The sequence below is a fragment of the Collinsella sp. AM41-2BH genome (genome assembly GCF_003468085.1).
In the GTDB taxonomy this organism is placed as follows: domain Bacteria; phylum Actinomycetota; class Coriobacteriia; order Coriobacteriales; family Coriobacteriaceae; genus Collinsella.
On sequence record NZ_QSGH01000008.1, the window covers coordinates 35,087 to 59,137 of the forward strand.

General features: G+C 61.6%; 15 protein-coding genes, 1 tRNA gene and 1 other RNA gene. 12 read left to right on the forward strand and 5 right to left on the reverse strand.

Annotated elements, in window-relative coordinates; all coding sequences use genetic code 11:
• Nucleotides 1-30 precede the first annotated feature (30 nt).
• Together DW899_RS05545 and DW899_RS05550 are read left to right on the forward strand one after the other, a co-directional pair.
• Nucleotides 31-1,248 (forward strand): helix-turn-helix domain-containing protein, encoded by a 1,218-nt coding sequence (locus DW899_RS05545; protein ID WP_117800254.1) that lies wholly within the window; start codon nucleotides 31-33, stop codon nucleotides 1,246-1,248.
• A gap of 84 nt (nucleotides 1,249-1,332) precedes the next feature.
• Nucleotides 1,333-1,908, forward strand: a complete 576-nt coding sequence (locus DW899_RS05550; RefSeq protein WP_147349727.1) for a hypothetical protein — start codon at nucleotides 1,333-1,335, stop codon at nucleotides 1,906-1,908.
• A 221-nt stretch (nucleotides 1,909-2,129) separates the two neighbouring features.
• On the opposite strand, the gene DW899_RS05555 is transcribed toward DW899_RS05550, so the two are convergent.
• Nucleotides 2,130-2,657 (reverse strand): nitroreductase family protein, encoded by a 528-nt coding sequence (locus DW899_RS05555; RefSeq protein WP_117800256.1) that lies wholly within the window; start codon nucleotides 2,655-2,657, stop codon nucleotides 2,130-2,132.
• A 295-nt stretch (nucleotides 2,658-2,952) separates the two neighbouring features.
• On the opposite strand from DW899_RS05555, the gene DW899_RS05560 reads away from it, so the two are divergent.
• From DW899_RS05560 to DW899_RS05575, 4 genes are all read left to right on the forward strand, one after another.
• On the forward strand, nucleotides 2,953-3,243 hold the full coding sequence (locus DW899_RS05560) for a CDP-alcohol phosphatidyltransferase (protein ID WP_199570269.1): 291 nt from the start codon (nucleotides 2,953-2,955) through the stop codon (nucleotides 3,241-3,243).
• Nucleotides 3,244-3,424: 181 nt separating this feature from the next.
• The gene (locus DW899_RS05565) at nucleotides 3,425-3,925 is read left to right on the forward strand and encodes a MarR family winged helix-turn-helix transcriptional regulator (protein WP_117800257.1); all 501 of its coding nucleotides are present in this window, start codon (nucleotides 3,425-3,427) and stop codon (nucleotides 3,923-3,925) included.
• Entirely contained in the window at nucleotides 3,925-5,649 is a 1,725-nt protein-coding gene (locus tag DW899_RS05570) for an ABC transporter ATP-binding protein (protein WP_199570270.1), read from the forward strand. The genes DW899_RS05565 and DW899_RS05570 overlap by 1 nt, the downstream gene beginning before the upstream one ends.
• A 1-nt stretch (nucleotide 5,650) precedes the next feature.
• On the forward strand, nucleotides 5,651-7,654 hold the full coding sequence (locus DW899_RS05575) for an ABC transporter ATP-binding protein (RefSeq protein WP_117800259.1): 2,004 nt from the start codon (nucleotides 5,651-5,653) through the stop codon (nucleotides 7,652-7,654).
• Nucleotides 7,655-7,761: 107 nt separating this feature from the next.
• On the opposite strand, the gene cysE is transcribed toward DW899_RS05575, so the two are convergent.
• Nucleotides 7,762-8,466 carry a serine O-acetyltransferase gene (gene cysE / locus DW899_RS05580; RefSeq protein ID WP_117800260.1) on the reverse strand — a complete coding sequence of 235 codons (705 nt, stop codon included), beginning with the start codon at nucleotides 8,464-8,466 and terminating at the stop codon, nucleotides 7,762-7,764.
• 223 nt (nucleotides 8,467-8,689) lie between these two features.
• Here cysE and DW899_RS05585 point away from each other — a divergent pair, with 223 nt between their 5' ends.
• Together DW899_RS05585 and DW899_RS05590 are read left to right on the forward strand one after the other, a co-directional pair.
• Nucleotides 8,690-9,337, forward strand: a complete 648-nt coding sequence (locus DW899_RS05585; protein ID WP_117800261.1) for a VTT domain-containing protein — start codon at nucleotides 8,690-8,692, stop codon at nucleotides 9,335-9,337.
• A gap of 289 nt (nucleotides 9,338-9,626) precedes the next feature.
• The gene (locus DW899_RS05590; RefSeq protein ID WP_117800262.1) at nucleotides 9,627-10,679 is read left to right on the forward strand and encodes a branched-chain amino acid aminotransferase; all 1,053 of its coding nucleotides are present in this window, start codon (nucleotides 9,627-9,629) and stop codon (nucleotides 10,677-10,679) included.
• Nucleotides 10,680-11,223: 544 nt separating this feature from the next.
• On the opposite strand, the gene DW899_RS05595 is transcribed toward DW899_RS05590, so the two are convergent.
• Complete coding sequence (locus DW899_RS05595; protein ID WP_199570271.1) at nucleotides 11,224-11,775, reverse strand: LemA family protein; 552 nt, start codon at nucleotides 11,773-11,775, stop codon at nucleotides 11,224-11,226.
• A 211-nt stretch (nucleotides 11,776-11,986) separates the two neighbouring features.
• Here DW899_RS05595 and DW899_RS05600 point away from each other — a divergent pair, with 211 nt between their 5' ends.
• Entirely contained in the window at nucleotides 11,987-12,571 is a 585-nt protein-coding gene (locus DW899_RS05600; protein WP_158549345.1) for a TetR/AcrR family transcriptional regulator, read from the forward strand.
• A gap of 3 nt (nucleotides 12,572-12,574) precedes the next feature.
• On the opposite strand, the gene DW899_RS05605 is transcribed toward DW899_RS05600, so the two are convergent.
• A tRNA-Ser gene (locus DW899_RS05605) sits at nucleotides 12,575-12,664 on the reverse strand.
• Nucleotides 12,665-12,715: 51 nt separating this feature from the next.
• Between DW899_RS05605 and tadA the strand changes: the two genes are divergently transcribed.
• The 3 genes from tadA (at nucleotide 12,716) to ffs (ending at nucleotide 22,655) form a co-directional block, all read left to right on the forward strand.
• Complete coding sequence (gene tadA, locus DW899_RS05610) at nucleotides 12,716-14,497, forward strand: tRNA adenosine(34) deaminase TadA (RefSeq protein ID WP_117800264.1); 1,782 nt, start codon at nucleotides 12,716-12,718, stop codon at nucleotides 14,495-14,497.
• Nucleotides 14,498-14,899: 402 nt separating this feature from the next.
• Nucleotides 14,900-22,465 (forward strand): Spy0128 family protein, encoded by a 7,566-nt coding sequence (locus DW899_RS05615; RefSeq protein WP_117800265.1) that lies wholly within the window; start codon nucleotides 14,900-14,902, stop codon nucleotides 22,463-22,465.
• 94 nt (nucleotides 22,466-22,559) lie between these two features.
• An RNA gene (gene ffs, locus DW899_RS05620) (signal recognition particle sRNA small type) lies at nucleotides 22,560-22,655 on the forward strand.
• A gap of 347 nt (nucleotides 22,656-23,002) precedes the next feature.
• On the opposite strand, the gene DW899_RS05625 is transcribed toward ffs, so the two are convergent.
• Nucleotides 23,003-24,031, reverse strand: coding sequence for a hypothetical protein (locus DW899_RS05625; RefSeq protein ID WP_117800266.1), 1,029 nt, complete (start codon nucleotides 24,029-24,031; stop codon nucleotides 23,003-23,005).
• Between the last annotated feature and the right edge of the window lie 20 nt (nucleotides 24,032-24,051).

Genomic DNA, 24,051 nt, shown 5'->3' on the forward strand with positions numbered 1-24,051 from the left:
GTTGCACGTCGCTGTGGACAGGGGCAAATCATGGATAGCGATGCCAAGCTGAACATCTTGACCGAGGCCCTGGCTGCTGCCGGGGCCTCGGCATTGGCAATCGATGCGCGTGGGGACGTCGCGATCTCGACCATGAATGACGCGGCGCTTGAACGGGATGTGGCGGCTTTTGTCGCTGAGCGCCTCGACCGTATAGGAGACGGTGCGCGTCTGGTTATGGGGCGTGCGGGTGCGCGCCTGAGCCTGACCGTTCGCCCCACCGACAAAGAGGGCGGGGGCCTTTGGGTCGTCGTGGTCCGCGAGGTGCGCGGTGCCGCGGCGCATGCGGGCATCGAGTGGCTCAACGCCGACGAAGTTGAGGCCCGCTACGAATCGAGCGCGTACGGCATCGTTGAGGGGGCGGCCTCGGTGGCTGCGCCGGTTGCCGAGAGCTACGCGCGCGGCGTGCCCCTTATGCTCGAGGGCGAGCTTGGCGCGGGCCAGGTCGAGATTGCCATGCGCCTCTATCTGGATGGCCCTTTTGCCGATCAGCCCTTTGTTTCCGTCGCGCTCGATGAGTTCACCGATCGCGGTTGGCGCCATGTGCTCAAAAGCTCCGAATCGCCGCTGTTCCAAACAGGGCTGACCCTTTGCATTGAGGGCTGGAATGCGGTTGGTCCCCAGCGCCTCCGCGAGCTCGTTTCCACGATGGCCGACACCGCGTTGGCGACGCGCTGCCATGTGGTGCTGACGGCGAATGACATGCCGGGCGGCAGCGAAAGCGATCAGGCTGCTTTTGTGACCGAGCGCTTCGCCTGTGCGGTGAGCGTGGCGCCGGCAATCGCCGAGCAGGGAGCCGCGTCGACGAAGGTCGCGTGCTATTTGGAATATCTCGCTGATGCATTTGGGACAGCAGCGCCCACGCTGTCTGCCGCGGCGACGAAGACGCTCGATGCTTACCGCTGGCCGCGCAATTATCTGCAGCTCCGCGAGGTCTCGGAACGACTGTATATATTGGTGGGGGCGGGCGCGGTGGACCGCGCTGTGGCGGAGGAAGTGCTCGCCCAAGAGGACGTGATTAAGACCGCAACCTTTGGCGCCCCGACACTCGAAAGTGACCTGTATATCCTGCGACCGCTGGCCGATACCGAGCGAGATATCGCGCACCTGGTTGTAGATCATCTACACGGCAACCGAACCCGTGCGGCGGAGGTGCTGGGCATAAGCCGTACAACGCTGTGGCGCTTGCTGAAGGACGATGACCGTTGAGCGAGGCGCCCGTGACCGCGCGCGACGCGTGTGCTACAGTCCAAAGCGTTATTGTTTCGATTTGGTTACGGCGTGCGAGGGCATATGGCTGAGACTTCAAAACCGAGCCGCAGAAGGCGGAGCGCCGCGCCGGTCAACCGACGCACAACATCGGTGACGTGGGGTAAACACGCCTCGGGGTTTGATGGCTCGTTCAAGCGCACTAAATACGGCTATCCTTCGGCAAGCGCCCGCTTGGCAATGCAGGCAGAGTCCTCACTGTGGGGTCGCAAACGCGTGGTGGGCTCAAAACTCAAGCACGACGGCACGCTTGGTTACATCAGCCGCGGGGCGGCTCGCCGCAGCGGACTCAACCCGGCTGGTTGGCATCGTTATGTGCCGATCGTGGCCGTCGTTGCAGTGATCGTCATCGCACTCGCCGCGCTCGGATATGCTGGCGGTGGCGCCAACTTGGACGCAGTGTTTAAATCGCCCGAGCTCGCGCATACAGGCACAGAAGTTGTCGAGGGCGCTCAGACCCAGACGGGCGTCGCGCCCCAGCGCGGCATCGTCGCGGCGGCCTCCACCATCGCCGATGCGCAAAAGGACGAGGACGAACAAGGCAGCGAAGCCGAAACGACTCACACGAACGAAACGACGACAACGGCGACGTCAATATAAGTTGCGAGCGGAGCAGCAAATTTGGGACGGGGCCTTTTAGCCGCCCAAGTGCCGAATGCCAGCAGTGGCGCACCCGATGTCAGTCACCAACAGCGAGCGGGCCGCATTTGCGCCAAGGTGACGTGAAATGAGAGGGCGCTGACCTTTTGGTCGCGCCCTTGAAGTTGAACGTCAGATTGGCGTGAATGCGGCTCGCGCAGCGTCAAGCGGTCCGCCGTTCGTTAGAACGGCGGAACATACACGACGTTGTCGCGGCGCGGCTTTGCCTCGGGTAGCGTGTCCTCGGCATAGCCCAGAATGCAGTTACCGACACCGCGCAGGCTGCCGTCGGCGGGCAGGCCCCAGCTGGCCAGCAGCTCCAGGCCCTCGGGCGAATCGAAAACCTCATGCGCGCGGTGAATCCAGCACGAATCGACACCCAGTGCATAAGCCGCATTGAGCAGGTTGCCCATGGCGAGCGAGCCGTCTTCCAGATGTGTGGGCACGCCGCGGTCAACCAGCACCACCACAACGGTTTTGGCACCGTAGAAGGGGTCGCCGTTGCTGCCCATGACTTGCGCGTTGAGCTGTGAGAGACGCTCAACGGTTGCGGGGTCGGTGACGGCGACAAACGTCACCGGCTGGCGGCCCATGCCGCTCGGTGCATATTGGCCGGCTTCGATAATACGTGCAAGCTTCTCGGCCTCGACGGGACGATCGCTGTATTTGCGGCAGCTGCGGCGGTGAATGAGCGCTTCGATAGTCTCCATGGTGTCTCCTTGTGGTGGCGTTGCAGATGCCACGTTCATACCCGTCGGGCTCAAACGATAGACGGTCAATTGCCCGGCCAAAAGGATAGATTCCAATTGGGAAAGTAGGTTTGCATAAAACTGCGACAAGAATGTGACAAACCAATGGGATGGTTAAACGTTTTATCCCGTCTACCCTGCGGTTTTTTACCACTTGCCTAAATGATGCCCGCATAACCTCTGATAAAGGTTTTACTAAAGGAGTACCAACGTTTATCAATGCGCCGTGGTGGCGCCGGGCCAGGAGGTAACTATCATGTTCCAGGCTGGAGATGTCGTCGAGACCGATTTCGAAGGATTTCTAAAGCTGCTGCGTTCCAAGACGCGCGCTTTCGTGTCGATCAACGATCACGAGTACTACATCACGCACACCGATGGCTATTGGCGTGTTCAGGATTGCGAGGCCCTCAACGACAAGGGCCACTTTACTGACTGCTCCGAGCTGGTCAACACGGTCTGCGAGGTCGTCGAGCTGCCGTGGATCTGTGGCAAGAGCCTGCATGATAGCTTCGCGGGCGCTACGGTCTATGAGGCCGTCGCCGCTTAACAGGCAATAAAACCCGATTTTCACGTGACCGCTGGTGCCGCCCCCGCGCCGGCGGTCTTTTTCTGCCGATAGGCCATAAAAGTGCAAGTATTTGCGGAGAGCCTGTTGACGATAGTCAAAACTCGGACTAATCTAGAGACATAAAATTGGTCAAAAATCGGACAATCGAATGGTGGGATAGATGAATAGTGCGGTTACACTGGTCGACTTCGACCGGTTGCTCAATGGACTCGACCATATCTATTCGGAGTTCTCGCGCGCCTGCGGTCTTTCGGACTGCGCTTACTGGATGCTCGTCGATACCAGCACGGCGGGCGGCAGTGTTGCCGTAAGCCGTCTGACAAGCGAATGGTTCTACAGCAAGCAGACTATCAACTCGGCAATTAAAACCTTGACGGCGCGGGGCTTCGCAACGTTGGAGTTTGCCGAAGGCAGCCGTAAGAACAAGGTTGTGAGCCTGACCGAAGAGGGCAGGCAATTTGCCGAGCGTTATGCGCTGCCGGCACTCAAGGCCGAGCAGCGAGCCTTTGCCGCGCTTGAGCCGTGTGAGCAACGCGAAATCATGCGCCTAATCGGAAAATTTTCCCATGCGCTCGGCGATGAGTGCGATGCCTTTAAGCAGCATATCGCTGCCGAGAGCCAGGCCGAGAATCAAGGTGAGGGGGAGTCGTGCGACTCTTAATGAGGTTTATGAAGCCGTATCGCAGGCTTGTCGCGGTGACGTTGTTGGTGCTGCTAATCGACAACGTCGGTACGCTGTTGGTTCCCACGATGCTGGCGAACATGGTCAACACCGGCATCACCACGGGCGATGTCGACTACATCCTGCGCAACGGCCTCTACATGCTTATCGCGACCGGCATGGCCAGCGGCGGCGCGGTACTGGGCTGCTACCTTTCGGCGCGCCTGGCCGCCAACGTGGCCTGCGATATCCGCAATGCCGTCTACGACAAGTCGCTCGAGCTGTCTGCCAGCGACTTTGAGCGCTTTGGCACGGGTTCGATGATCACGCGCTCGCTCAACGACATCAACGTGATTCAGCAGGCGATTCTGCAGACCATTCAGCTGGTGCTGCCGGTGCCGTTCTTGGCCGTGGCGGGCATCATTTTTGCCTGGCTCATCGATCCTGCTATGGGTACGCTGCTGGGCGTAGTCGTTGCGATTGTGCTGGTGGCGGCGGTCTTTACGGTTGCCAACGCGGCTCCGATCTTTATGCGTTTGCAGAGCTTTATCGACCGCATGAACGTGGTGCTGCGCGAGAACATCGTGGGCGTGCGCGTCATCCGTGCTTTCAATAAGGAGCGCCATGAGGAGCAGCGCCTAGACGAGGTGTTTAGTGATTACGCGGCCAACGCCATCAAGGTCAACCACCTGTTTGTGGGTCTCGATAGCTCCTGCTTCTTTCTGATGAATATCGCCGAGGTGGCGGTGCTGTGGGTGGGAGGCAATCGCGTAGGCGTCCACGCCATGCAAATTGGCAGCATCTCGGCCGTGTTGGAATACGCGCTGCTAATTCTGTTCTTTGTGATGATGGCGCAGATGGTGATCCTGACGTTGCCGCGTGCCGCGGCGTGCCTCAACCGTGCACAGCAAGTGCTGGAGATTGAGCCGAGCATCGTCGATGGCGAGCGAACGCTCGACGCGGGCGCGTCCGACTCAAAGGACGGAGCAGACGCGGTCGCCATGTTCGACCATATGTCGTTCCGTTTTGACGATGCCGACGAGGACACCCTGTGCGACCTGAGCTTTGCCTGTCGTCGTGGCCAGACCACGGCGATTGTGGGCTCGACGGGATCGGGCAAATCGACGGTGGCCAAGCTCTTGTTGCGTTTCCACGATGCCTCGAAGGGCGCCATTCGCCTGGACGGCGTTGATCTGCGCGACCTTTCGCAAGATGAGATTCGCGGGCATATCGCTTACGTGCCGCAGAAGGCGTGGCTGTTCTCGGGCACGGTGGCGAGCAACCTGCGCTATGGCAACGAGGATGCGACCGAGGCCGACATGCTTCACGCGCTGCAGGTTGCCCAGAGCACCTTTGTGCTCGACCAGCCGCAGGGACTCGATACCCCGGTGGCGCAGGGCGGTACGAACTTCTCGGGCGGTCAGCGTCAGCGCCTGGCCATCGCCCGTGCGCTCATGAAGCACGCTGATTTGTATATCTTCGACGATAGCTTTTCGGCCCTGGACTTTAAGACCGATGCCGCCCTGCGCCATGCGCTGCAGGACGAGACGCGCGATGCCGCGGTACTCATCATCGCGCAGCGTATCTCGACCATTCTGCATGCCGACCAGATCGTGGTGCTCAAGGATGGCGAGGTCGTGGGCTTGGGCACGCACGACGAGTTGATGGAGACTTGCGAGGTGTACCGCGCCATCGCGGAATCGCAGATGAAGGGAGGTGAGTAGCATGACCGAGGGGCTCAAGAAGCAGGGCGTCGTTGATGACGCCGTGGCAGCGGGGACGGCTGAGGAGACGGCGGTCGCGCCTGGTCTGGACGATGCCGCCAAGGCTGCAGCCGAGCGCGAGGCTCGCCGCCAAGCGCTCTACGAGGAAAACGAACGTGCCGAGGACGAGCGTGCCCGCGCTGAGGCGGAGCGCATGCGCGATGTGGACGACGAGGACGAGGACGAGAAGCCCCGCGACACCTGGGCGACGGTGCGCCGTCTGTGGAGCGAGGCCGCCGGCGATCACTGGCGCTTTTACCTCGTGTTCGCGAGCATCGTGTTCTACGTCATCTTTAACACCGCGGCGCCGGCGTACAGCGCCCGCGTCATCGATGAGCTGTGGGGACACGTAAAGCTGGCGTTTGCCAACGACACCACCTTCAGCATCACCTGGGAGAACTGCGGCAGGACCATCTTCATCTACTTTATGATCTGGACGGCCGCCGCCTCGTTTTACGCACTCCAGAGCTTTTTGATGTCGAGCGTGGCCGAACGCCTCAACCTGCGTCTGCGTAACCGTATCGCTCAAAAGCTCAACCGTCTGCCGCTTGCCTACTTTGACGCGCATCGCCCCGGCGAGGTCGTCAGCCGCGCGACCAACGACCTGGACAAGATGTCCGAAAGCATGCAGCGCGGACTGCTGCAGCTGCTGGTGTCGATCGGCACCGTGGTGGGCGCCGTGGGCGTGATGTTCGTGTTTAGCGTGCCGCTCACGCTGGTCTTTTTGTTCTTTATGGCGTTGTCGCTGCTGGTGACCAAAGTGGTCTCACGTCGCACGCATGACGTGACCGGCGAGCGCCAGGAGTGGGTGTCCAAGATTACGAGTGCGGTCGAGGAAGGCTATTCGGGCCGTCTGGTGATTCGCGCGTTTAACCGCGAGCGTCAGAGTTCTGCCGAAGTGCATGAGGCCTCGAGGGAGCTAGCGCGCGTGAGTACCAAGGCCGACTTTATGATCAATGCCGTCGGCCCCGCGGTGCGCTTTATCGGCCGCTTGGCGCAGATCGTGATCGCGCTGGTGGGCTGTAGCATGCTGGTCGCCGGTCACATGACCGTCGGCGTGTTCCAAGCGTTCTTCCAGTTTATCTACGAGGCGTCCGAACCCATGACGCAGCTGTCGTTTACCTTTAACTCGCTGCAGAGCGCGCTGGCGAGTGCGGAGCGTGTGTTCGACCTGCTCGACGAGCCCGAGATGGAGGCCGATCCGCTGCCGGACGAGGCTGCCAAGCTGCCGGATCGCGTTGAGGGCCGCGTCGCTTTTGAGCACGTGCGCTTTGGCTATTCGCCCGACAAGCCGCTTATGCGCGACGTGTCGTTTACCGCCGAGCCGGGCCAGAAGATCGCCGTGGTGGGAACCACGGGCGCGGGTAAGACCACGCTCATCAACCTGCTCATGCGCTTCTACGAGATTGACGGCGGGCGCATTACCCTCGACGGCGTGGATACGAGTCGCATGGATCGCGGCGAGCTGCGGCAGCAGTTTGGTATGGTGCTGCAGGACGCCTGGCTGTTCGACGGAACGATTGCCGAGAACATCGCCTACGGCTGCCCCGAGGCGACGCGCGACGAGATCGTGGCGGCTGCGCGCGCCGCCCAGGTCGACTTCTTTGTGCGCACCATGCCGCAGGGCTACGACACGCGCGTGGCCAACGATGCCGAAAGCATCAGCCAGGGCCAGCGTCAGCTGCTGACCATCGCACGCGTGCTGCTCAACAACCCGGCGATTCTCATCCTGGACGAGGCGACCTCAAGCGTGGACACGCGCACCGAACTTGCCATCGGCCGTGCCATGGACGCGCTCATGCGCGGGCGCACCAGCTTTGTGATCGCGCATCGCCTGTCGACGATCGTTGACGCCGACCTGATCTTGGTCATGGATCACGGCAATATCATCGAGCAAGGCACGCACAAGGAGCTGCTCGCAGCCGAGGGCGCTTACGCCGACCTCTATCTGAGTCAGTTCGCCTAAGGTGGCAAAGGGACAGTCCCACATGTCACATCGAAAAGAAGGCGCGCCGGGGGCGGATTCCCTGGCGCGCCTTCTTGTGTTGATGCTGGCTTGTACCGTTCGCAGCCCTAGCGTTCGTCCGCGAGCTTGGCGACGAGGGCCTTGAGCTCGGCCACCTCTCGCTCGAGTTCCTTGACGCGGCGGGCATTCTCGGTGATGCCTTGACGGTTGAGGGCACTCTGCTCGGCGGCGTCATCGGGCATGTATTCGCGGTGCTGCTTGGCGTCGAAACTCTCCTCGAACACGCGGCAGCCGTTGCGCTTGATGATGCGTCCCGGCACGCCCACGACGGTGCAGTTGTCGGGCACGTCTTTGACGACGACCGAGTTGCCGCCGATCTTGACGTTGTTGCCGATGCGGATGTTGCCGAGCACCTTGGCGCCCGTGCCCACGGTGACGTTGTTGCCGAGCGTTGGGTGGCGTTTGCCGGTCTCGTTGCCGGTACCGCCGAGCGTGACGCCCTGATAGAGCACACAGTTGTCGCCCACGATGGTGGTTTCGCCGATGACGACGCCCATGGCGTGGTCGATAAAGAAATGCTTGCCGATCTGTGCGGCGGGGTGAATCTCGACGCCGGTGATGTGGCGGGTGAGCTGCGAGAGCACGCGGGCGAGCGAGCGATGACCGTGCTCCCAGAGCCAGTGCTCGGGCACGTGGTTCCACTTGGCATGCAGACCGGGGTACGAAAGGAAAATGACCAGGCCGTTTTGCGCAGCGGGGTCCTGCGCCTGGACGGTCTTGATGTCCTCGCGAATGGTATTGATAAAGCTCACCGGCCGCCCTCCCTTAGCGCCATGGCAATGCGATTCAATAAAGTATAGCGATTCGCTAGGGATTAGGAAGAACAATCTTGGCAGCTTTGCACGACAGGTGTCAGTTATGCAAACTTGCTGGTAATGGAGTCATGCTTTTGTGGGGTTGCGCACGAGGGGGCACCGCAACCGTATACTGGTCAACTTGGACGTATCCGCGCCCACAACTGAGAGGTTTTACTTCATGGGTTTCATCAATTTTATCGCCGAGCTGCTTAAGGACCCGCGCACCGCGATCGCCAGCTGGATCGCCGCCGGCCCGCTTATGGCCTACGGCTGCGTGTTCCTGATCATCTTTATCGAGACGGGCGTGGTGTTCTTCCCGTTCCTTCCTGGCGATTCGCTGCTGTTTGCTTCGGGCTTCTTTGCCCACAACGGTGGCTTTAACATCGTGGCCTTGCTGGCCGTCGCATGGGCGGCTGCCATTTTGGGTGATCAGTGCAACTTTATGATCGGTCACTTCTTTGGCAAAAAGATCATCGCTTCGGGCAAGGTCAAGGCCATGACGCCCGAGCGCATTAAAAAGTCCGAGGACTTCCTGGACAAGTGGGGCCACCTGGCCATCTTCCTGGGCCGTTTCTTCCCGTTTATTCGCACCTTTGTGCCCTTTATCGCCGGCATGGGCGGCATGCACTGGCGCAACTTTGTCATCTTTAACGTGCTGGGCGGCATTACCTGGTCGACGCTCTTTACACTGCTGGGCTACTTCTTTGGCGGCATCCCCTTTGTGCAGGAGCACTTTGAGCTGCTGATCGTCGGCATCGTTGCCGTGTCGATCATCCCGACCGTGGTCGGTCTGGTTAAGGCTAAGCTGGGCAAAAAGAACGCGTAGCTCGAGCCAGCGCGCAAACCGTGCAGTTGAGGCCCGTCACCGCTTACGGTGGCGGGCTTCTTTAGTTTCGGTCAAATGAAAATACTTTACTTAGTTAAAGAAAAGCGTTTTATCAGACGCGTACGGGGAGTACAATCTCGTGCATGCGAATCGACGTGCCATCGGCTTTGATGCTGTTCGCGTGTCCCGTCCGGCTCTACGCTCCGGGCGTGCGACGTTGCGACGCGATCGGCCTCGGTCCTTGCGTGCGGGTTCGCGAGTTTGCAACTGTGTATGTAAGGAGCGACATATGACTGTCGAGAAGAAGGATATCGATTGGGGTAGCCTCGGTTTTGGCTACATGAAGACCGATTACAGCTACGAGGCCCATTGGAAGGACGGCGAGTGGGACGAGGGCGGCCTGACCACCGACCACACCCTGCATGTCTCCGAGTGTGGCGGCATCTTCCATTACTGCCAGGAGGTCTTTGAGGGCCTGAAGGCCTACACCGCCGAGGACGGCAGCATCGTCTGCTTCCGTCCCGACATGAACGCCGAGCGTATGTACAACTCTGCGCAGCGCCTCGAGATGCCCCCGTTCCCCAAGGACAAGTTTGTTGAGGCCGTCAAGCAGGTCGTTTCTGCCAACGCCGCCTGGGTTCCGCCCTTCGGTTCCGGCGCGACCCTGTACGTGCGTCCGTTTATGATCGGCTCCGGTGACGTGATCGGCGTGGCTCCCGCTCCTGAGTACACGTTCCGCATTCTCGTGACCCCGGTCGGTCCGTACTTTAAGGGTGGCCTTAAGCCCGTCAAGCTGCGCGTTTCCGAGTATGACCGTGCGGCACCGCACGGCACCGGCAACATCAAGGCTGGCCTCAACTACGCCATGTCCCTCAAGCCCACGATGGAGGCCCACCGCGAGGGCTATGCCGAGAACCTGTATCTCGACTCCGAGTCCCGCACCTATGTCGAGGAGACCGGTGGCGCCAACGTCCTGTTCGTGAAGGAGGACGGCACGCTCGTCGTTCCTCAGTCGCACACCGACTCCATCCTGCCCTCCATCACCCGCCGTTCGCTCGTTCAGGTTGCTCAGGACCTGGGCATCACCGTCGACGAGCGTCCCGTCGAGTGGGCCGAGGTTAAGGCCGGCACCTTCGTCGAGTGCGGTCTGTGCGGCACCGCTGCCGTCATCTCCCCGGTGGGCGAGATCGACAACAAGGTTTACGGCGCCGACGAGACCGTGACCTTCCCGGCTGGTTACACCGAGATCGGCCCTGTGATGAAGAAGCTCCGCGAGACCCTGACTGGTATCCAGTCTGGTGCTGTTGAGGACAAGCACGACTGGGTCTATACCGTGGCGTAAGCTGCCATAGCTGTTCGGCCCGAGGGCAACCTACCTTTCCGGCGCGTCCTCGGACATGAAAGAACCTCCGCTGCGCACTTCGTGCGGCGGAGGTTCTTTCGTCCTGCGGAGTGCGCCGGAAAGGAAGGTTGCCCTCGGCGCTGCCGTTACGGGCAATATAGATCTGAATTAAAGATGGCGCGCGGCCTTTTAGGCCGCGCTTTTGTTTTGGTTCGCGCCATGTGGGGGTGATGGCGACGTGCATTTTTGCGAGTATTCTGCAATCGAAGGCCCCTGCATACCGACCTCGGGCAAAAATCGGGATTTCTCGATGTTTTCTACGAATGATGGGCGGGGTTATGGGCTGACAGCGTTTGATTTGCAGGGATATTCGCGGTCTTTGGCATTTATCGTAGCGCCCGAAGCTCTTGGTTATGTTGAATACTCCCAAAAATGCACGGTGCTTAGAGGGGGACCTTCGCGAAAAAGGAAACCGCCCCGTCGAAGTATGCGTTCGACGGGGCGGTTTATACATTTGGCCGATTAAGGATGCGCTGCCAAACTACTAGAACTTGACGGTCGGGGCCTGGCGGGCGGCTTCGGCGGCCTCGAAGCCCTGGCGCTCCTTAAACTGGAAGATGCCGGCAAAGATGACAGCCGGGAACGTCTGAATGGCGTTGTTGTAGCTGAGCACGCAGTCGTTGTAGCTCTGGCGTGCATAGCTAATCTTGTTCTCGGTATCCTCGAGCGATGTCTGCAGCTGCGTAAAGTTGGTGTTTGCCTTAAGATCGGGATAGGCTTCGGCTACGGCGAAGAGCTGGCGCAGCGCACCGGTCAGCACGTTGTCGGCTTCCATCTTGGCCTCGGGCGTGGTGGCCTTGACGGCGGTGTTACGCGCACTGATCACGGCGGAGAGCGTCTCTTGCTCGTGCTTGGCGTAGCCCTTGACGGTCTCGACCAGGTTGGGGATCAGGTCGTTGCGGCACTGCAGCTGCGTATCGATGTTCTGCCAGGCGTTATCGATGCGGTTACGCTTGGTGACCATGTTGTTGTAGATGCCGGCGATGGCGCAGACAATCATAATGACAACAACGATGCCGATGATGACGGTAATCATGATGTCTCCGTTTCGAATGGCCGCGGCGGCATGCGCCAGCTGCCGTTGGTATAACGCTACTAGTATACCCGCAACGTTTTGCCGTGCCGAACTTTCCGGTAAGCGTTATGTTTTCGGTGGGGTTGGTACCGGGACAAAGCGCACGAGGTACAGGTGTAAGATATGCGACAGATTGTCGAGTGTTGTCTTTGCCCTGAGGATGGCGATACCAGTGGACCTTCGCATTAAGAAAACCTACCGCGCCCTGTTCGATGCCTTCACCGAACTTCTCGAGGAGCATCGTTTTGAGGACCTGACGGTTGCCATGCTGTGCGACCGCGCCATGATTCGCCGCACGACGTTCTACAAGCACTTTCGCGACAAGAACGATTACTTTGCCTTTTATATCGATGAGCTCATGTCGGGCTTGCCGCAAAAACAGCCCGATGAGGCCGGCGCAGTGTCTGCCGAGGACGTGCGCGCGCTTCGGCACGCGATTTTGGACGATGCCATGGATTTGATTCTGGCGCACGAGCAGCTCATGGATAACATTTTGGCAAGCAGCATGTCGGGCATGTTGACCAACGTTATTTGCGACCGCATTGCCCGCTCCATCCGCGAGCGTGTGATGAACGTGCTTGCCGAGGATGCCCTGGCCCCCGTGTCACTCGAGACGACGTCTGAGTTTGTCGCCGGCGGTATTATTCGACTTTTCACGATATGGTGGGAATCGGGCCACGATCTTGAGCGTCGACCTGAGATAGCCGACGTGGTCGATGCACTGTTCGAGCGAACCATGACGCCGGTGCATCATTAAAAGTGGCGGAGAGAGGGGGATTCGAACCCCCGGAACGCTCTCGCGCTCAACGGTTTTCAAGACCGCCGCATTCAACCGCTCTGCCATCTCTCCGTGAGTCGTAATGATAGCATCGTTTTGAATTTGCAACAGGGAAGGCGAACGATGACGAGCACCGAAATCGACGAGAAGTTCATGCGCGAGGCGTTGGCGGAGGCGCGCGCCGCCGCGGCGGTGGGCGAGGTGCCCATTGGCGCTGTGGTGGTGCGCGCGGGTGAGATTGTCGCGCGGGCGCATAATCGTCGTGAGCTCGATCAGGACCCTTCGGCGCATGCAGAGTTCGCGGCCCTGTGCGCTGCCGCTCGGTCGCTCGGTCGCTGGCGCCTTTCCGACTGTACGGTCTACGTGACGCTCGAGCCCTGCTGCATGTGTGCGGGGCTTATGGTTAACGCGCGCGTAGGACGCTGCGTGTATGGCGCGGCTGATGCCAAGGCGGGCGCTCTGGGTTCGCTGTATGACCTGAATGCCGATTCGCGCCTGAATCATCGGTTTAACGTGACCGCCGGCGTGCTGGCAGACGAGTGTCGTGAGGTGTTGAGCAGCTATTTTAGTAGGCTGCGTGGCACCGATGGTGCTGGCTGCGGTTGTGGGGCCGATCTTGAAGCACACGCCGCTCACGCCGCAGCACTTGCAGGTGCCGGTGAGGATACTGACACGGCGGTTGACTTTGGTCCTGCGTGCCGCCGACCCCGCCGTGTGCTGTTGGCGATCGACTCCTTTAAGGGCAGCGTTTCGAGCGCGCAGGCGGAGGCGGCGGTTGCCGAAGGCGTGCGCCGCGTTTGGCCCGATGCCGAGCTGAACGCTTTGCCGCTGGCAGATGGTGGCGAGGGAACGCTCGATGCCGTTGCCGCGTGCGGCGGTGAGATTGTGACCTGCGAGGTGGCAGGTCCCCTGGGCAAGCGCACGTCTGCCCGGATGCTGGTTGATGTCGAGCGCGAGTCCGCGGTCATCGAGATGGCCGAGGCGGCCGGCATTGGGTATTCGCCTTGCACGGAGTCGTCGGCGCTGGTTGCTACAACCTATGGCGTGGGCGAGCTCATGCTTCGCGCAGTCCGTGCTGGGGCAAAGACTATCTATATTGGTCTGGGCGGCAGTGCCACCAACGACGGTGGCGCCGGCATGCTGCAGGCGCTGGGCGCGCGTGTGGTCGATGATCAGGGATGCGATGTCGCCCCCGGTCTTGCAGGCCTTGAGCAGGTGGCGAGCGTTGATTTGGCGCCCGCGCTGCAGGCTTTGGATGGCGCTCGTATCGTTGTGCTTTCGGATGTCGAGAACCCACTCGTGGGGCGTCGCGGCGCGCTTGCGGTGTTCGGCGGACAGAAGGGTCTGCCGGCTGATGATGCCGAGGCGCTGAGCAGGTGCGACAGCTGGATGGTCGGCTACGGCCGCTTGCTCGACGCTGCGATTGCCGGAGCTCGAGTCCAGGGATTGTTGCGCGCACCCGAGGGCGCACGGACATTTGGCTCGGTGCTCGGCGTGCCCGGCGCAGGTGCCGCCGGCGGCCTAGGTGCCGCGCTGCTGGCGCTCGGTGCCGAGTTGCGCTCGGGCGTGGAGACGGTGCTCGATCTCGTGGGGTTTGACGAGCGTGTACGCGATGTCGACCTGGTCATTACAGGCGAGGGCAATATGGATGAGCAGTCCGCCGCCGGTAAGGCGCCGGTGGGCGTGGCACGCCGTGCCAAGCGGTGTGGCAAGCCGGTGATCGCTGTCGTGGGCGGTCGCGCTGTCAACCTGGATGCGGTATATGGGCAGGGTATTGACTTGGTTTTGCCGATCTGCCGCAAGCCCATGGACCTGGAGCGGGCACTCGATTCGCAAGAAGCCACAACCAACCTCATCTGTGCCGGCGAGTCTGTTGCGCGAGCCTACGACCTCGGCCGCATCTAGAAAAGTAGTCTTTTTGCACTTCAGGTGTTGACGCCGCCATTTATGTGCCATTAGTAGATTGCTCTTCGTTCAGTTGTTCGCCAATTAATCATGCCAATTAATTACCATTTCGGGCGAAGACGTGGATTATCTCCATGATGGGCCTCTTTGGTCATAATGTTGTCTTTAACTGTCCTTAATCAATAGATCGCTCGTGGGAAGAGAAGGCGACACCAGAGGGGGAGAAGGGAATTGGAGAGGAAAGTTTTCGGCGGGGGGGGGCAGAGAGTCGCTGCTCTCTGCCTTGCGCTGGTTCTCGGCTTCGGATGTTTATCCGTTGGCGCGACGGCCGGTGTCGCATATGCGGCCACGGAATCGCGGACTGCGTATACTGCGGAGGAGTTTGAGATCACCCAGGACGGCGTGACCTATTCGTGCGAGACCACGGATAAGGGCACGGCGGAAATCACAGGTATTGTTGCCGACGACAGTGTGACCGCGGTGAGTGTGCCCAGCTCCATCGAGCATGGTGGCCAGACCTACAAAGTCACCAAACTTTATTTCTCGTCTGGTATCGTGGCCAAGAACGTTGAGCAGCTGACGCTTCCCGACACGCTCGAAAAAATGTACGGAGGGAATTTCCGGAGGTTCGCAAAGGTCAAGGAGCTCCATATCCCTGGCTCCATCAAGAACTTCGCTTGCTCGCTGCAAAACGCTGGCTCGCTCGAAAAGCTCTATTTCGATGAGGGCGTCGAGGAGATTAGCGCCAACATGATGGTCTATGGCTGCAGCAACCTTTCGGAGATCGATCTCCCCTCAACCCTCAAAATGATTTCGGGCTCGGGCGCCTTCGAGGGGGCTACGGCCCTCACAGGCATCGAGTTTCCAAAAGATGTCGCCTTCTCCGACACCATAACGGGCGTGTTCGAAGACTGCACGTCTCTGACAAGCGTGTCGTTGCCCGCTTCGGTTACCAAGATCCCCTCGCACATGTTTGACGGATGCACCTCTCTCACGTCCGTCACCGCGCTGAGCGAAATCGAGTCCATCGGGGATGGGGCGTTTCGGACTTGCTCGAGTTTGACTGGGATCGATTTCCCAGGCACATTGAAGAGCATCGGATCCTCTGCTTTCCAGGGGTGCGCCAGCCTGGTGAGCGTGCCCAATCTAAGCAAGGTGACAAAGATGGGCTGGGGGGCTTTTTACGAGTGCAAAAATCTGCAGGCGTCCGTGGATCTGTCCTCGCTTCAGAACATTCCGGACAATGCGTTCTGCTACACACCGGTTAAGATCGTGGGGCTTTGCGACAGCCTGAAGAGTATCGGTGAGTGGGCCTTTATCCAGAGCAACGTCGCCGTCCAGCTTCCCAGGACACTTGAGACAATTGGCAACTACGCCTTCTATTACGGCACGTTGCCGGAGCAGCTTTCCATTCCGGATTCCGTGACTTCCGTTGGCACGGCGGCCTTCTCGGGCGTAGGTGGCGTGAAGGATGTGACGATCGGGCGCGGCCTCACCGAAATACCCTCGGGTATGTTTGAAGGCAGCACGGTTAAAAAGATCACAATCGAAAACAGCATGGACGACATCAAAGGCTCGGAGAACCTCCCGTTCTTTGGCGTCGATATCGTCTACACGCGCGAGTCCATCGATGACGGCGTCGGCGGTACCGTGAGCGATGACAGCACCAAGACCCTTCAGGATCTGGTCGACGAGGCCCCCTATGACAAGGAAACCGTCATCACCCTGAAAAAGCACGTGAAGCTTGGCTCCACGCTCACGATTCCTGCCGGGAAGATGATTAAGATCACGTCGGATGAGCCCTATACCATCTTGGCAAAGAAAAGCGGCTTCTCCGTACTGGTCAATGTTGCCGAGGGGGCATCCCTCGAGCTGTCGGGGAAAGTGTCCCTGAGTGGTCGCTACAACAAGGGCGCCATTATTTCTAGCAGGGGAGCGGTTGTGCTCTCTGACGAGGCCGTTGTGTGCGACGGCGCTGCGAACACCGTCAATACGGGTGTCATCGACGTGTCGGGAGACAAGGCTTCGCTTACCATGACGGGCGGCGTTATCGAGCAGTGCGAACTTAAGGACGCGTATTGCGGCGCTGTCCACGCGAAAGACGGCGCTCATGTTGTCATGAAGGGCGGCGTTATCCGTAAGAATCACGTGTCTTTCTCCGCAGACGGCGATGGTAATTACCTTTCGTCTACCGGCATCATGCTGATGGGCGATGCCCACCTTGAGATGAGTAACGGCAGTATCGAGGATAACGCCGGCTATCAGGGCGGCGCGGTGGTCATGTACAGCGAGGCTCGTAACCAGAGAGCCTCCTTTGAGATGACCGGTGGTCAGCTTGTGCGCAACAGAGGCTATAAGCTTGGGAATCGAACTCCCTCCGGCGCAGTGCACGTCGAAGGGAATGCCGAGTTTACCCTCAAGGGCGGCAAGATCGAGGACAATATTGCGTATTCTGATGGCAAAGGCGGCGGAGTGTGCGTGGTCGATCGCGGCCTGCAGCAGGGTGGTAGGGACCATACCGCTTTCACTATGAAAGGTGGCTCCGTATCGGGTAACTCCGCTTCCGCCGGCGGAGGCATCTATACCTATTCAGATGACGTCAAGCTCAGTGCGGGCGAGATCAAGGACAATACTGCTCGGAATATGGGTGGCGGCGTATATAGCGAAGGCAACGAGTATCTCGTCTATAGCACGCTCCATATCGAAAACGCTCTCGTTGTTGATAACCATGCGAAAAAGCAGGGCGGCGGCATGTGGTTCTGCCCGACCGGAGATGCCAAGGTCTACGTCCAGAACGGTGGCCTGATCGCCAGGAACTCGGCCGATGAGGCGGGAGACGACCTCGTCTTCACCGGCTTCAAAGACGCCAAATACAAACTGACCTTGGCCAACCGCGCTCCGGGCGGCGGAAAGGTCAGCTGGTACAGAGACGGTGGGCTGTTTAACCCCGAAGGCACTTATGCGGAAACAAACACCGAAATCCCGCGATTCTCTCCCGACGGTGGCAACGGCGAGCCCCTGTCCTTTACCGACGCCACGCCGAACGTCGCGCTTAAATCTGTGATGAGCGAGGATGTGTATAACCTCGGCCGCGGTCAGACGTCGCTGACGATCTCTGGCAATACGGCCGAGCGGGGAGGCGGCATCGGCGCCAACGGCGGTGTCATCATCGGCAAGTCCGAGAACATCGACATTCCCATCAAAAAGGTCTGGGAGAACCCCAGGATTCCCCATCCTAATAAGGTCAAAGTAAATCTCAAGAACGGCGATACCGTCATCGATTCGATCACCCTGAGCGAGTCCAACGACTGGAAGGGCGTCTTCTCCAACCTGCCCGCGGGCGCGCACTACACCGTGTCCGAGGACCCCGTCGAGGGCTATGACTCCGCGGTCACCGGCGACGCCGAGCGCGGCTTCACCGTGACCAACACCTCCACGGCCAAGGTCTCGGTGCCCGTCGAGAAGAAGTGGGTCGGCCCGGCGGCCGAGAAGGCCACCGTGCGCCTGCTCGCCGACGGGAAGGACACCGGCGAGTCGGCCGAGCTGTCGAAGTCCAATAGCTGGAAGCACTCCTTCGAGGGCCTGCCCAAGTACTCCAAGTCCGGCTCCGTGATCGACTACGCCGTGGCCGAGGTGCCCGTCGAGGGCTATGACTCCGCGGTCACCGGCGACGCCGAGCGCGGCTTCACCGTGACCAACACTGTGAAGACGGGCGAGCTCGACGTCTCCAAGACCGTCGTGGCGCGCGAGGGCCTGGCGGTCGACGCGGACAAGATATTTAAGTTTGTGGTTGAGGCCACCGATGCCGCAGGCCGCAACAAAGTGTCCGGCACCTACGGTGACGCGACGTTCGAGGACGGCAAGGCGACCCTCAAGCTCAAAGATGGCCAGACGGCGAGGATCACGGGGCTGCCCGCGGGAACCGCCTACACGGTGACCGAACGTGCCGCCGATGGCTACAAAGCCGCGGTGAACGGAGCCGAGGGATCCAGGGCCGATGGCTCCATCTCGGCCGATCAGGTCGCCTCCGCCGCCTTCACCAACACCTTCGACCCCGCCCCCGCCACGGCGTCCGTCCCCGAGCTCACCAAGGTGCTCGCGGGCGGCCGCAAGCCCGGCCTCCAGGAGGGGGAATTCACCTTCGAGCTCTCCCTCACCGATGGCGCGGGCAATGTCCTCGAGGGCTACCCAATCGAGGCGAAGAATGACAAGGACGGCAAGGTTTCCTTTGGCGAGCTCAGCTTCACCAATCTGGGCACCTACCACGCGACCGTGACCGAGAAAGCAAGCGGCGATGTCCTGATTGAGGACGATGCGCATGCCTACACCTTCGACATCGCAGTGACTCAGACTGGTGCCGGCCTTAAGGCCGAGATCTTCAACGAGCGGGGCAAGAAGACCTTCACCAACACCTTCACGCCGCACGACAACACCAAGACCGTCACCAAGGCGGACGCCTCGGGTGCCAAGGTCAATGTGGATGGCAGGCTGGTGGGCGTGGGCGATACCCTCACCTATACCATCGGCTGGGCCAATAACAGCGTCGACGACAGGGGCGCCGCGCAGGCGGCTGACGTGACGGTGACCGATGTCCTGCCCAAGGGCGTTAACTATGTTGAGGGTTCTGCCGACGGTGCCGCCTACGACGCCGCGACGCGCACCCTTACCTGGTCGCTCGGCGAGCAGGCTGCGGGCGCCACGGGCACGCTCAGCTTTGACGTGAAGGTCTCCGCCGAAGCCGCCGTGGTCGACGACATCTCCAACACCGCCACGGTCAAGGTGGGGGAGAACGAATCCCAGACCAACACGACCCACAACAGCGTGTCCCGCGAGGGCAGCCTCACCGTCAAGAAGACGGTCGTCGGCGGCGACAGCCAGCGAGAGTTCGGCTTTACGGTCGCGCTGACCGACGGGGACGGCGAGCCCGTCTCCGGCACCTTCGGCAAGGGCGAGCACGCCGTGACGTTCGCGGACGGCAAGGCGAACTTCACGCTTAAGGATGGCGGGGAGAAGATTATCTCCGGCCTACCCGTGGGCGCGCACTATACCGTGACCGAGGATGCCGCCGAGGGCTACGCGACCACGGCCGAGGGGGCCGAGGGCACCGTGACCGAGGCAGGCGCGACTGCAGCGTTCACCAACACGTACGGAACGGCCACCGAGGGCAGGGACGTCTCCACCGCGGGACTCTTCACCAAGACGCTCGAGGGCCGCGACTGGGCGGAGGGCGATAGCTTCCAGTTCACGCTCGCGGGCGAGGGCGGCGCTCCCATGCCCGAGGGCTCTGCCGACGGCTCCAAGACCGTCAGTGTGACGGCCGCCGCCGGCACCAAGGCGGGCGATAGGGTCGCCTTTGACTTCGGCTCCATCCGCTACACGCTCGATGACATCAAGGACGCCGGGTTCGCCGAGGTCGGCGGCAAGCGCGTGCGCGCCAAGACCTTCACCTACGAGGTGCGCGAGGTCAGGCCCGATGACGGTTCTGCCATCGCCGGTGTGGACTACGACGGCCACGCCGCCACGATGACGGTGACCGTGACCGACGACGGCTCCGGCAACCTCACGGCCACGACGCCCGCGATCGCGCAGGTGAGCGGCGGCGACTTCGTCAACACCTACACGACCGAGCTCGACTACTCGGCCCGTGCGGGCGTGCGCCTGTCCAAGACGCTTTCCGGCCGCGCCATGGGGGCGGGGCAGTTCGCCTTCACCGTGACCGCGGACGCCGAGACGGCCGCCAGGCTCGGCCTCAAGACCGACAAGGACGCCTATACCGTTTCCGCTGCCGATGACGGTGCGGCCGACCTGGTCGACCTCATCGGCGGGACCGCGGGCAGCGACGTGAAGTTCACCGACGCCGACGCGGGCATGACCTACCGCTTCACCGTCACCGAGACCAAGCTCGGCGGCGAGGGCTACGCCAACGACACCGCGCCGCGCACGGTGACCATCGCGCCCGCCTACGACGCCGCGACGGGCAGGCTCACGGTCGCGACCGCGGTTGCCAGGGACGGCTTCGAGGTCGCACGCAGCGAGGTCTCCACAGCGGATGGCGCCACGGCGGCGCCCGCGCCCGTGACGGTCGCGTTCCAGAACTCCTACGAGGCCACCGGAACGCTCGGCGGCGAGGGCGGCGCGGTTATCAACGCCACCAAGACGCTGACGGGCCGCGCCGCGGCGGCGGGCGAGTTCTCGTTCTCCGTCCGCGATGCCCGGGGCGACGTGGTCGCGACCGCGACCAACCAGGCCTCCGGCGACGGCGAGGCCGTGGGACTTTCGTTCTCGCCCATCTCCTACACCACCGACGCTCTCGAGCAGATGGTGGCGGACGGCACCGCCACCAGGGCCGCCGACGGCTCCTGGGCCATCCCCTATACCGTTTCCGAGGACGGCACGGACCGGCTGCCCGCGGGCGTGACGGCGGCCGCATCGAGCTTCGGCATCACGGTCAAGGTGACCGATGACGGCAAGGGCGGGCTGGACGCTGCCGTGGTCTACCCCGAGGGCTCCGACGGCACGCTGTCGTTTGTGAACGGCTATAGCGCCGGCGAGGCGACGGTCGACATCGTGGGCACCAAGACGCTGGCGCTCGGCCAGGCCGGACTCGGCCTCACGCAGGCCGACATCGCGGGCAGGTACACCTTTAAGATCGAGCCGCTGGACGGCGCGCCCGCACCGGTCGACGCCTCCGGCAAGACGGTGACCGAGGCGACCAACGACGCCGCCGGCAACGTCGAGCTGGGCCGCGTCACGTTCAAGCAGCCGAGCGACCTCGACGACGCCGAGATCGACGGCGACGGCCTGCGCACCAAGACGTTCGCCTACCGGGTGAGCGAGTCCGGCTCGGTCGACGGCGTGGCCAACGACGCGACGGCGACCAGGACCTTCACGGTCAGGGTCGTCGAGGACACCAACGCGGGCACGCTCGCCGCGGAGGTCCTGCCCGCAGAGGGCACGCCCGAGGGCAGGGGCGCGTTCGAGTTCACCAACACCTACGGCGTGGACCCGACGCCGAGCTCCGTCACCGACCAGATCAAGGTGAACAAGAAGCTCAAGGGTCGTGGCCTGGCCGAGGGCGAGTTCGAGTTCCAGTTGGTCGAGCTTGCCGCCGACGGCAGCGAGAGCGTCGCGGCGACGGGCAAGAACGCCGCCGACGGCACGGTCGCGCTCAGCCCCGTCACCTACACCGCGCCCGGCATGCACAGCTACGAGTTGCGCGAGGTCGCCGGCACGGCGGGCGGCGTGACATACGACAAGGCGACGTACCGCGTGCGCACGACGGTCACCGATGCCGGTAACGGCACGCTCGCCGTCAAGCACGAGCTGGCGGATGCCGAGGGCAATCCCACGGGCGACGACTCGGTGACCTTTACCAACGGCTACGAGGCCCCACCCGTCACCCTCAAGCTGGGCGCCGCCAAGGTGCTCAAGGGCGCCGAGCTCAAGGCGGGCCAGTTTAGCTTTGAGCTCAAGAGCCGGGACGGCAAGGTCATGTCGACCGCCAAGAATGCCGCCGATGGCAGCGTCACGTTCGATGCGCTGACCTTCAAGCAGGCCGGCACCTACACCTTCACGGTGAGCGAGGTCGACGACGGCCAGGCGCACGTGACCTACGACAAGGCGGTGCACAAGATCGTCGTCACGGTGAGCGACGAGGCGGCAGACGGCACCAGGACGGGCTATTTGTCGGCGAAGGTTTCCTACGAGGGCGACGCCAACATGCCGCCGGTCTTCACCAACAGCTACGCCGAGGAGCCCGGCACCCCCGAGAACCCCGGCACGCCGGGCGGTGGCTCGGGCGGCGGTTCAGATAACGGCTCCGGCAGCGGCGCTAGCGGTGACGGCTCCAAGGGCGGCATGCCCGACACCGGCGACCGCAGCCTGCCGCTTGAGGCGCTCGGCGCCATGGCCGGCATCGGCGCGCTGGCCGTCGCGGGCGGCGCGGTCCTGTACCGCAGGCGCCGCTAGCGATATGGACGAGTGGGGCGAATCCATCCGATGGGTTCGCCCCACTTGCCGTGGCGGGCGGGAGCAGGTAAGATATACCGAGCGCCTAGCGCGTTCGATGGGTTCGGATGACGACATGTTCCGAATCTGGTCAGGTCCGGAAGGAAGCAGCCATAAGGAGCCTCTGTCGGGCATCCGAATCCATCGAACGCACGGGCGCTTTTTGGTGCCGCGGCTACCCGCGAGTGCCGGCAGGGCGCTTGGTGTCTCGCTGGTCCTCGGCTTCGCCTGCGGGATCGCTCGACTACCAAGCGCCCTGCCGGCACTCGCGGGTAGCCGACCAAAACCGCCTGAAGGGTTACATTTATCTGAATAATTTAATCCCGTGCCTTTTGCTGCTCGCTGGCGTTGTCTGGGCATTGATGGCTACGTTGTTCAAGAGGTGGCGGTGCTGTTGCTTGGATTTTGCAGTTAAAAAGGTCCGTTTCCCTGGGTTGGGGAAACGGGCCTCTTTTGTCCCTGGGTTTGCGGATTGGCGAAGACAATAACCGCTGGCAGCTATTTTGGGTTCCTGATGCGGCGTGTGGCTGTGGCGGTTATTCCGAGGCCTGCGGCGGCGATTGCTGCGAGTGCGATTGCGCTCGGTGCTGTGTCGCCCGTGTTTGCGAGCTTGCCGGCGGTCGTATCTGCTTGCTTGCCGCTGCTTGTGTTCGCTTGCTTGGTGGAGCTTGGTAGGGCGTCTTTGCCGGTTGCAGGTGAGCCAACGGGCGGTGTCGCCTCGGCGGGTTGCGCTGAGCCGGAGGGAGGCACTGTCTCGGTCGGTTTCGCTATCTCGGGTGAGGTGGCCTTGTCTGCCGCGGCTTTCGCCTCTTCGTATGCCTTGCAGGCGTCGTCATAGGCCGCTTGCGCCTTTTCCAAATCGCCGAGGAGCGCATTTCGCTTGGCTATGTCCTCGTCGATGTGGGCTTTGGCTTCCTCTGCCTCACTTTCGAAATACTGAACCTGTCTTTCCTGGCTTTCGAGCCGGCGTTGGCAGTGGTGAAGATCATCTTCACAAGATTTTTCTCGCCTTTCTGCCGACATGATCTCACTTCGCAACTGCTTAATAGTTTCGTTAGAAGCTCCGTCGTCGATTGCCTTATTTAATTCTGCCTGAAGGCCGCTTGTCCGGTTGTGGGCCTCATCGTATTTGGCTTGGGCTGCATCGACGTTCGCTTGCATGGCGGGAAGGGGTTCCCTCCGTTTGGCGGCTTCCGTCACCACCATGTCGTAGATCTCTTGAAAAGCGGCAATGTCATCATCGATTTCCGCAAGTTTCTCGGGACTTGCGGCGTCTTTTGCAGCCTCGAGGGTTTTGAGCGCTTCCTGCATGGCTGCATACGCTTTTTCTTTTGCGGCGGCCGCGTCTTCTGTCTGCGGGGCGCCCGAATTGCCGTTGGCGGCGCTCGTCTGCGAAACGGCCGCACCGGTGGGGGAACTGGTTTCTGCCGCGATCGCCGTTACGGGGGCGATTCCCGCGACAAGTGCCGCGGAAAGGGCGATGCCCACGGTTGCTCGTCTTGCTCTTCTTGCGAGAATGTCGTTCATCTCGGCACCTCATTTCAAGG

Coding starts and splice junctions, on each gene's coding strand:
- DW899_RS05545 (WP_117800254.1), top strand. CDS start 31: ATGGATAGCGATGCCAAGCTGAACATCTTGACCGAGGCCCTGGCTGCT.
- DW899_RS05565 (WP_117800257.1), top strand. CDS start 3,425: ATGAATAGTGCGGTTACACTGGTCGACTTCGACCGGTTGCTCAATGGA.
- DW899_RS05585 (WP_117800261.1), top strand. CDS start 8,690: ATGGGTTTCATCAATTTTATCGCCGAGCTGCTTAAGGACCCGCGCACC.
- DW899_RS05595 (WP_199570271.1), bottom strand. CDS start 11,775: ATGATTACCGTCATCATCGGCATCGTTGTTGTCATTATGATTGTCTGC.
- DW899_RS05590 (WP_117800262.1), top strand. CDS start 9,627: ATGACTGTCGAGAAGAAGGATATCGATTGGGGTAGCCTCGGTTTTGGC.
- DW899_RS05570 (WP_199570270.1), top strand. CDS start 3,925: ATGAGGTTTATGAAGCCGTATCGCAGGCTTGTCGCGGTGACGTTGTTG.
- DW899_RS05560 (WP_199570269.1), top strand. CDS start 2,953: ATGTTCCAGGCTGGAGATGTCGTCGAGACCGATTTCGAAGGATTTCTA.
- DW899_RS05625 (WP_117800266.1), bottom strand. CDS start 24,031: ATGAACGACATTCTCGCAAGAAGAGCAAGACGAGCAACCGTGGGCATC.
- tadA (WP_117800264.1), top strand. CDS start 12,716: ATGACGAGCACCGAAATCGACGAGAAGTTCATGCGCGAGGCGTTGGCG.
- DW899_RS05575 (WP_117800259.1), top strand. CDS start 5,651: ATGACCGAGGGGCTCAAGAAGCAGGGCGTCGTTGATGACGCCGTGGCA.
- DW899_RS05550 (WP_147349727.1), top strand. CDS start 1,333: ATGGCTGAGACTTCAAAACCGAGCCGCAGAAGGCGGAGCGCCGCGCCG.
- DW899_RS05555 (WP_117800256.1), bottom strand. CDS start 2,657: ATGGAGACTATCGAAGCGCTCATTCACCGCCGCAGCTGCCGCAAATAC.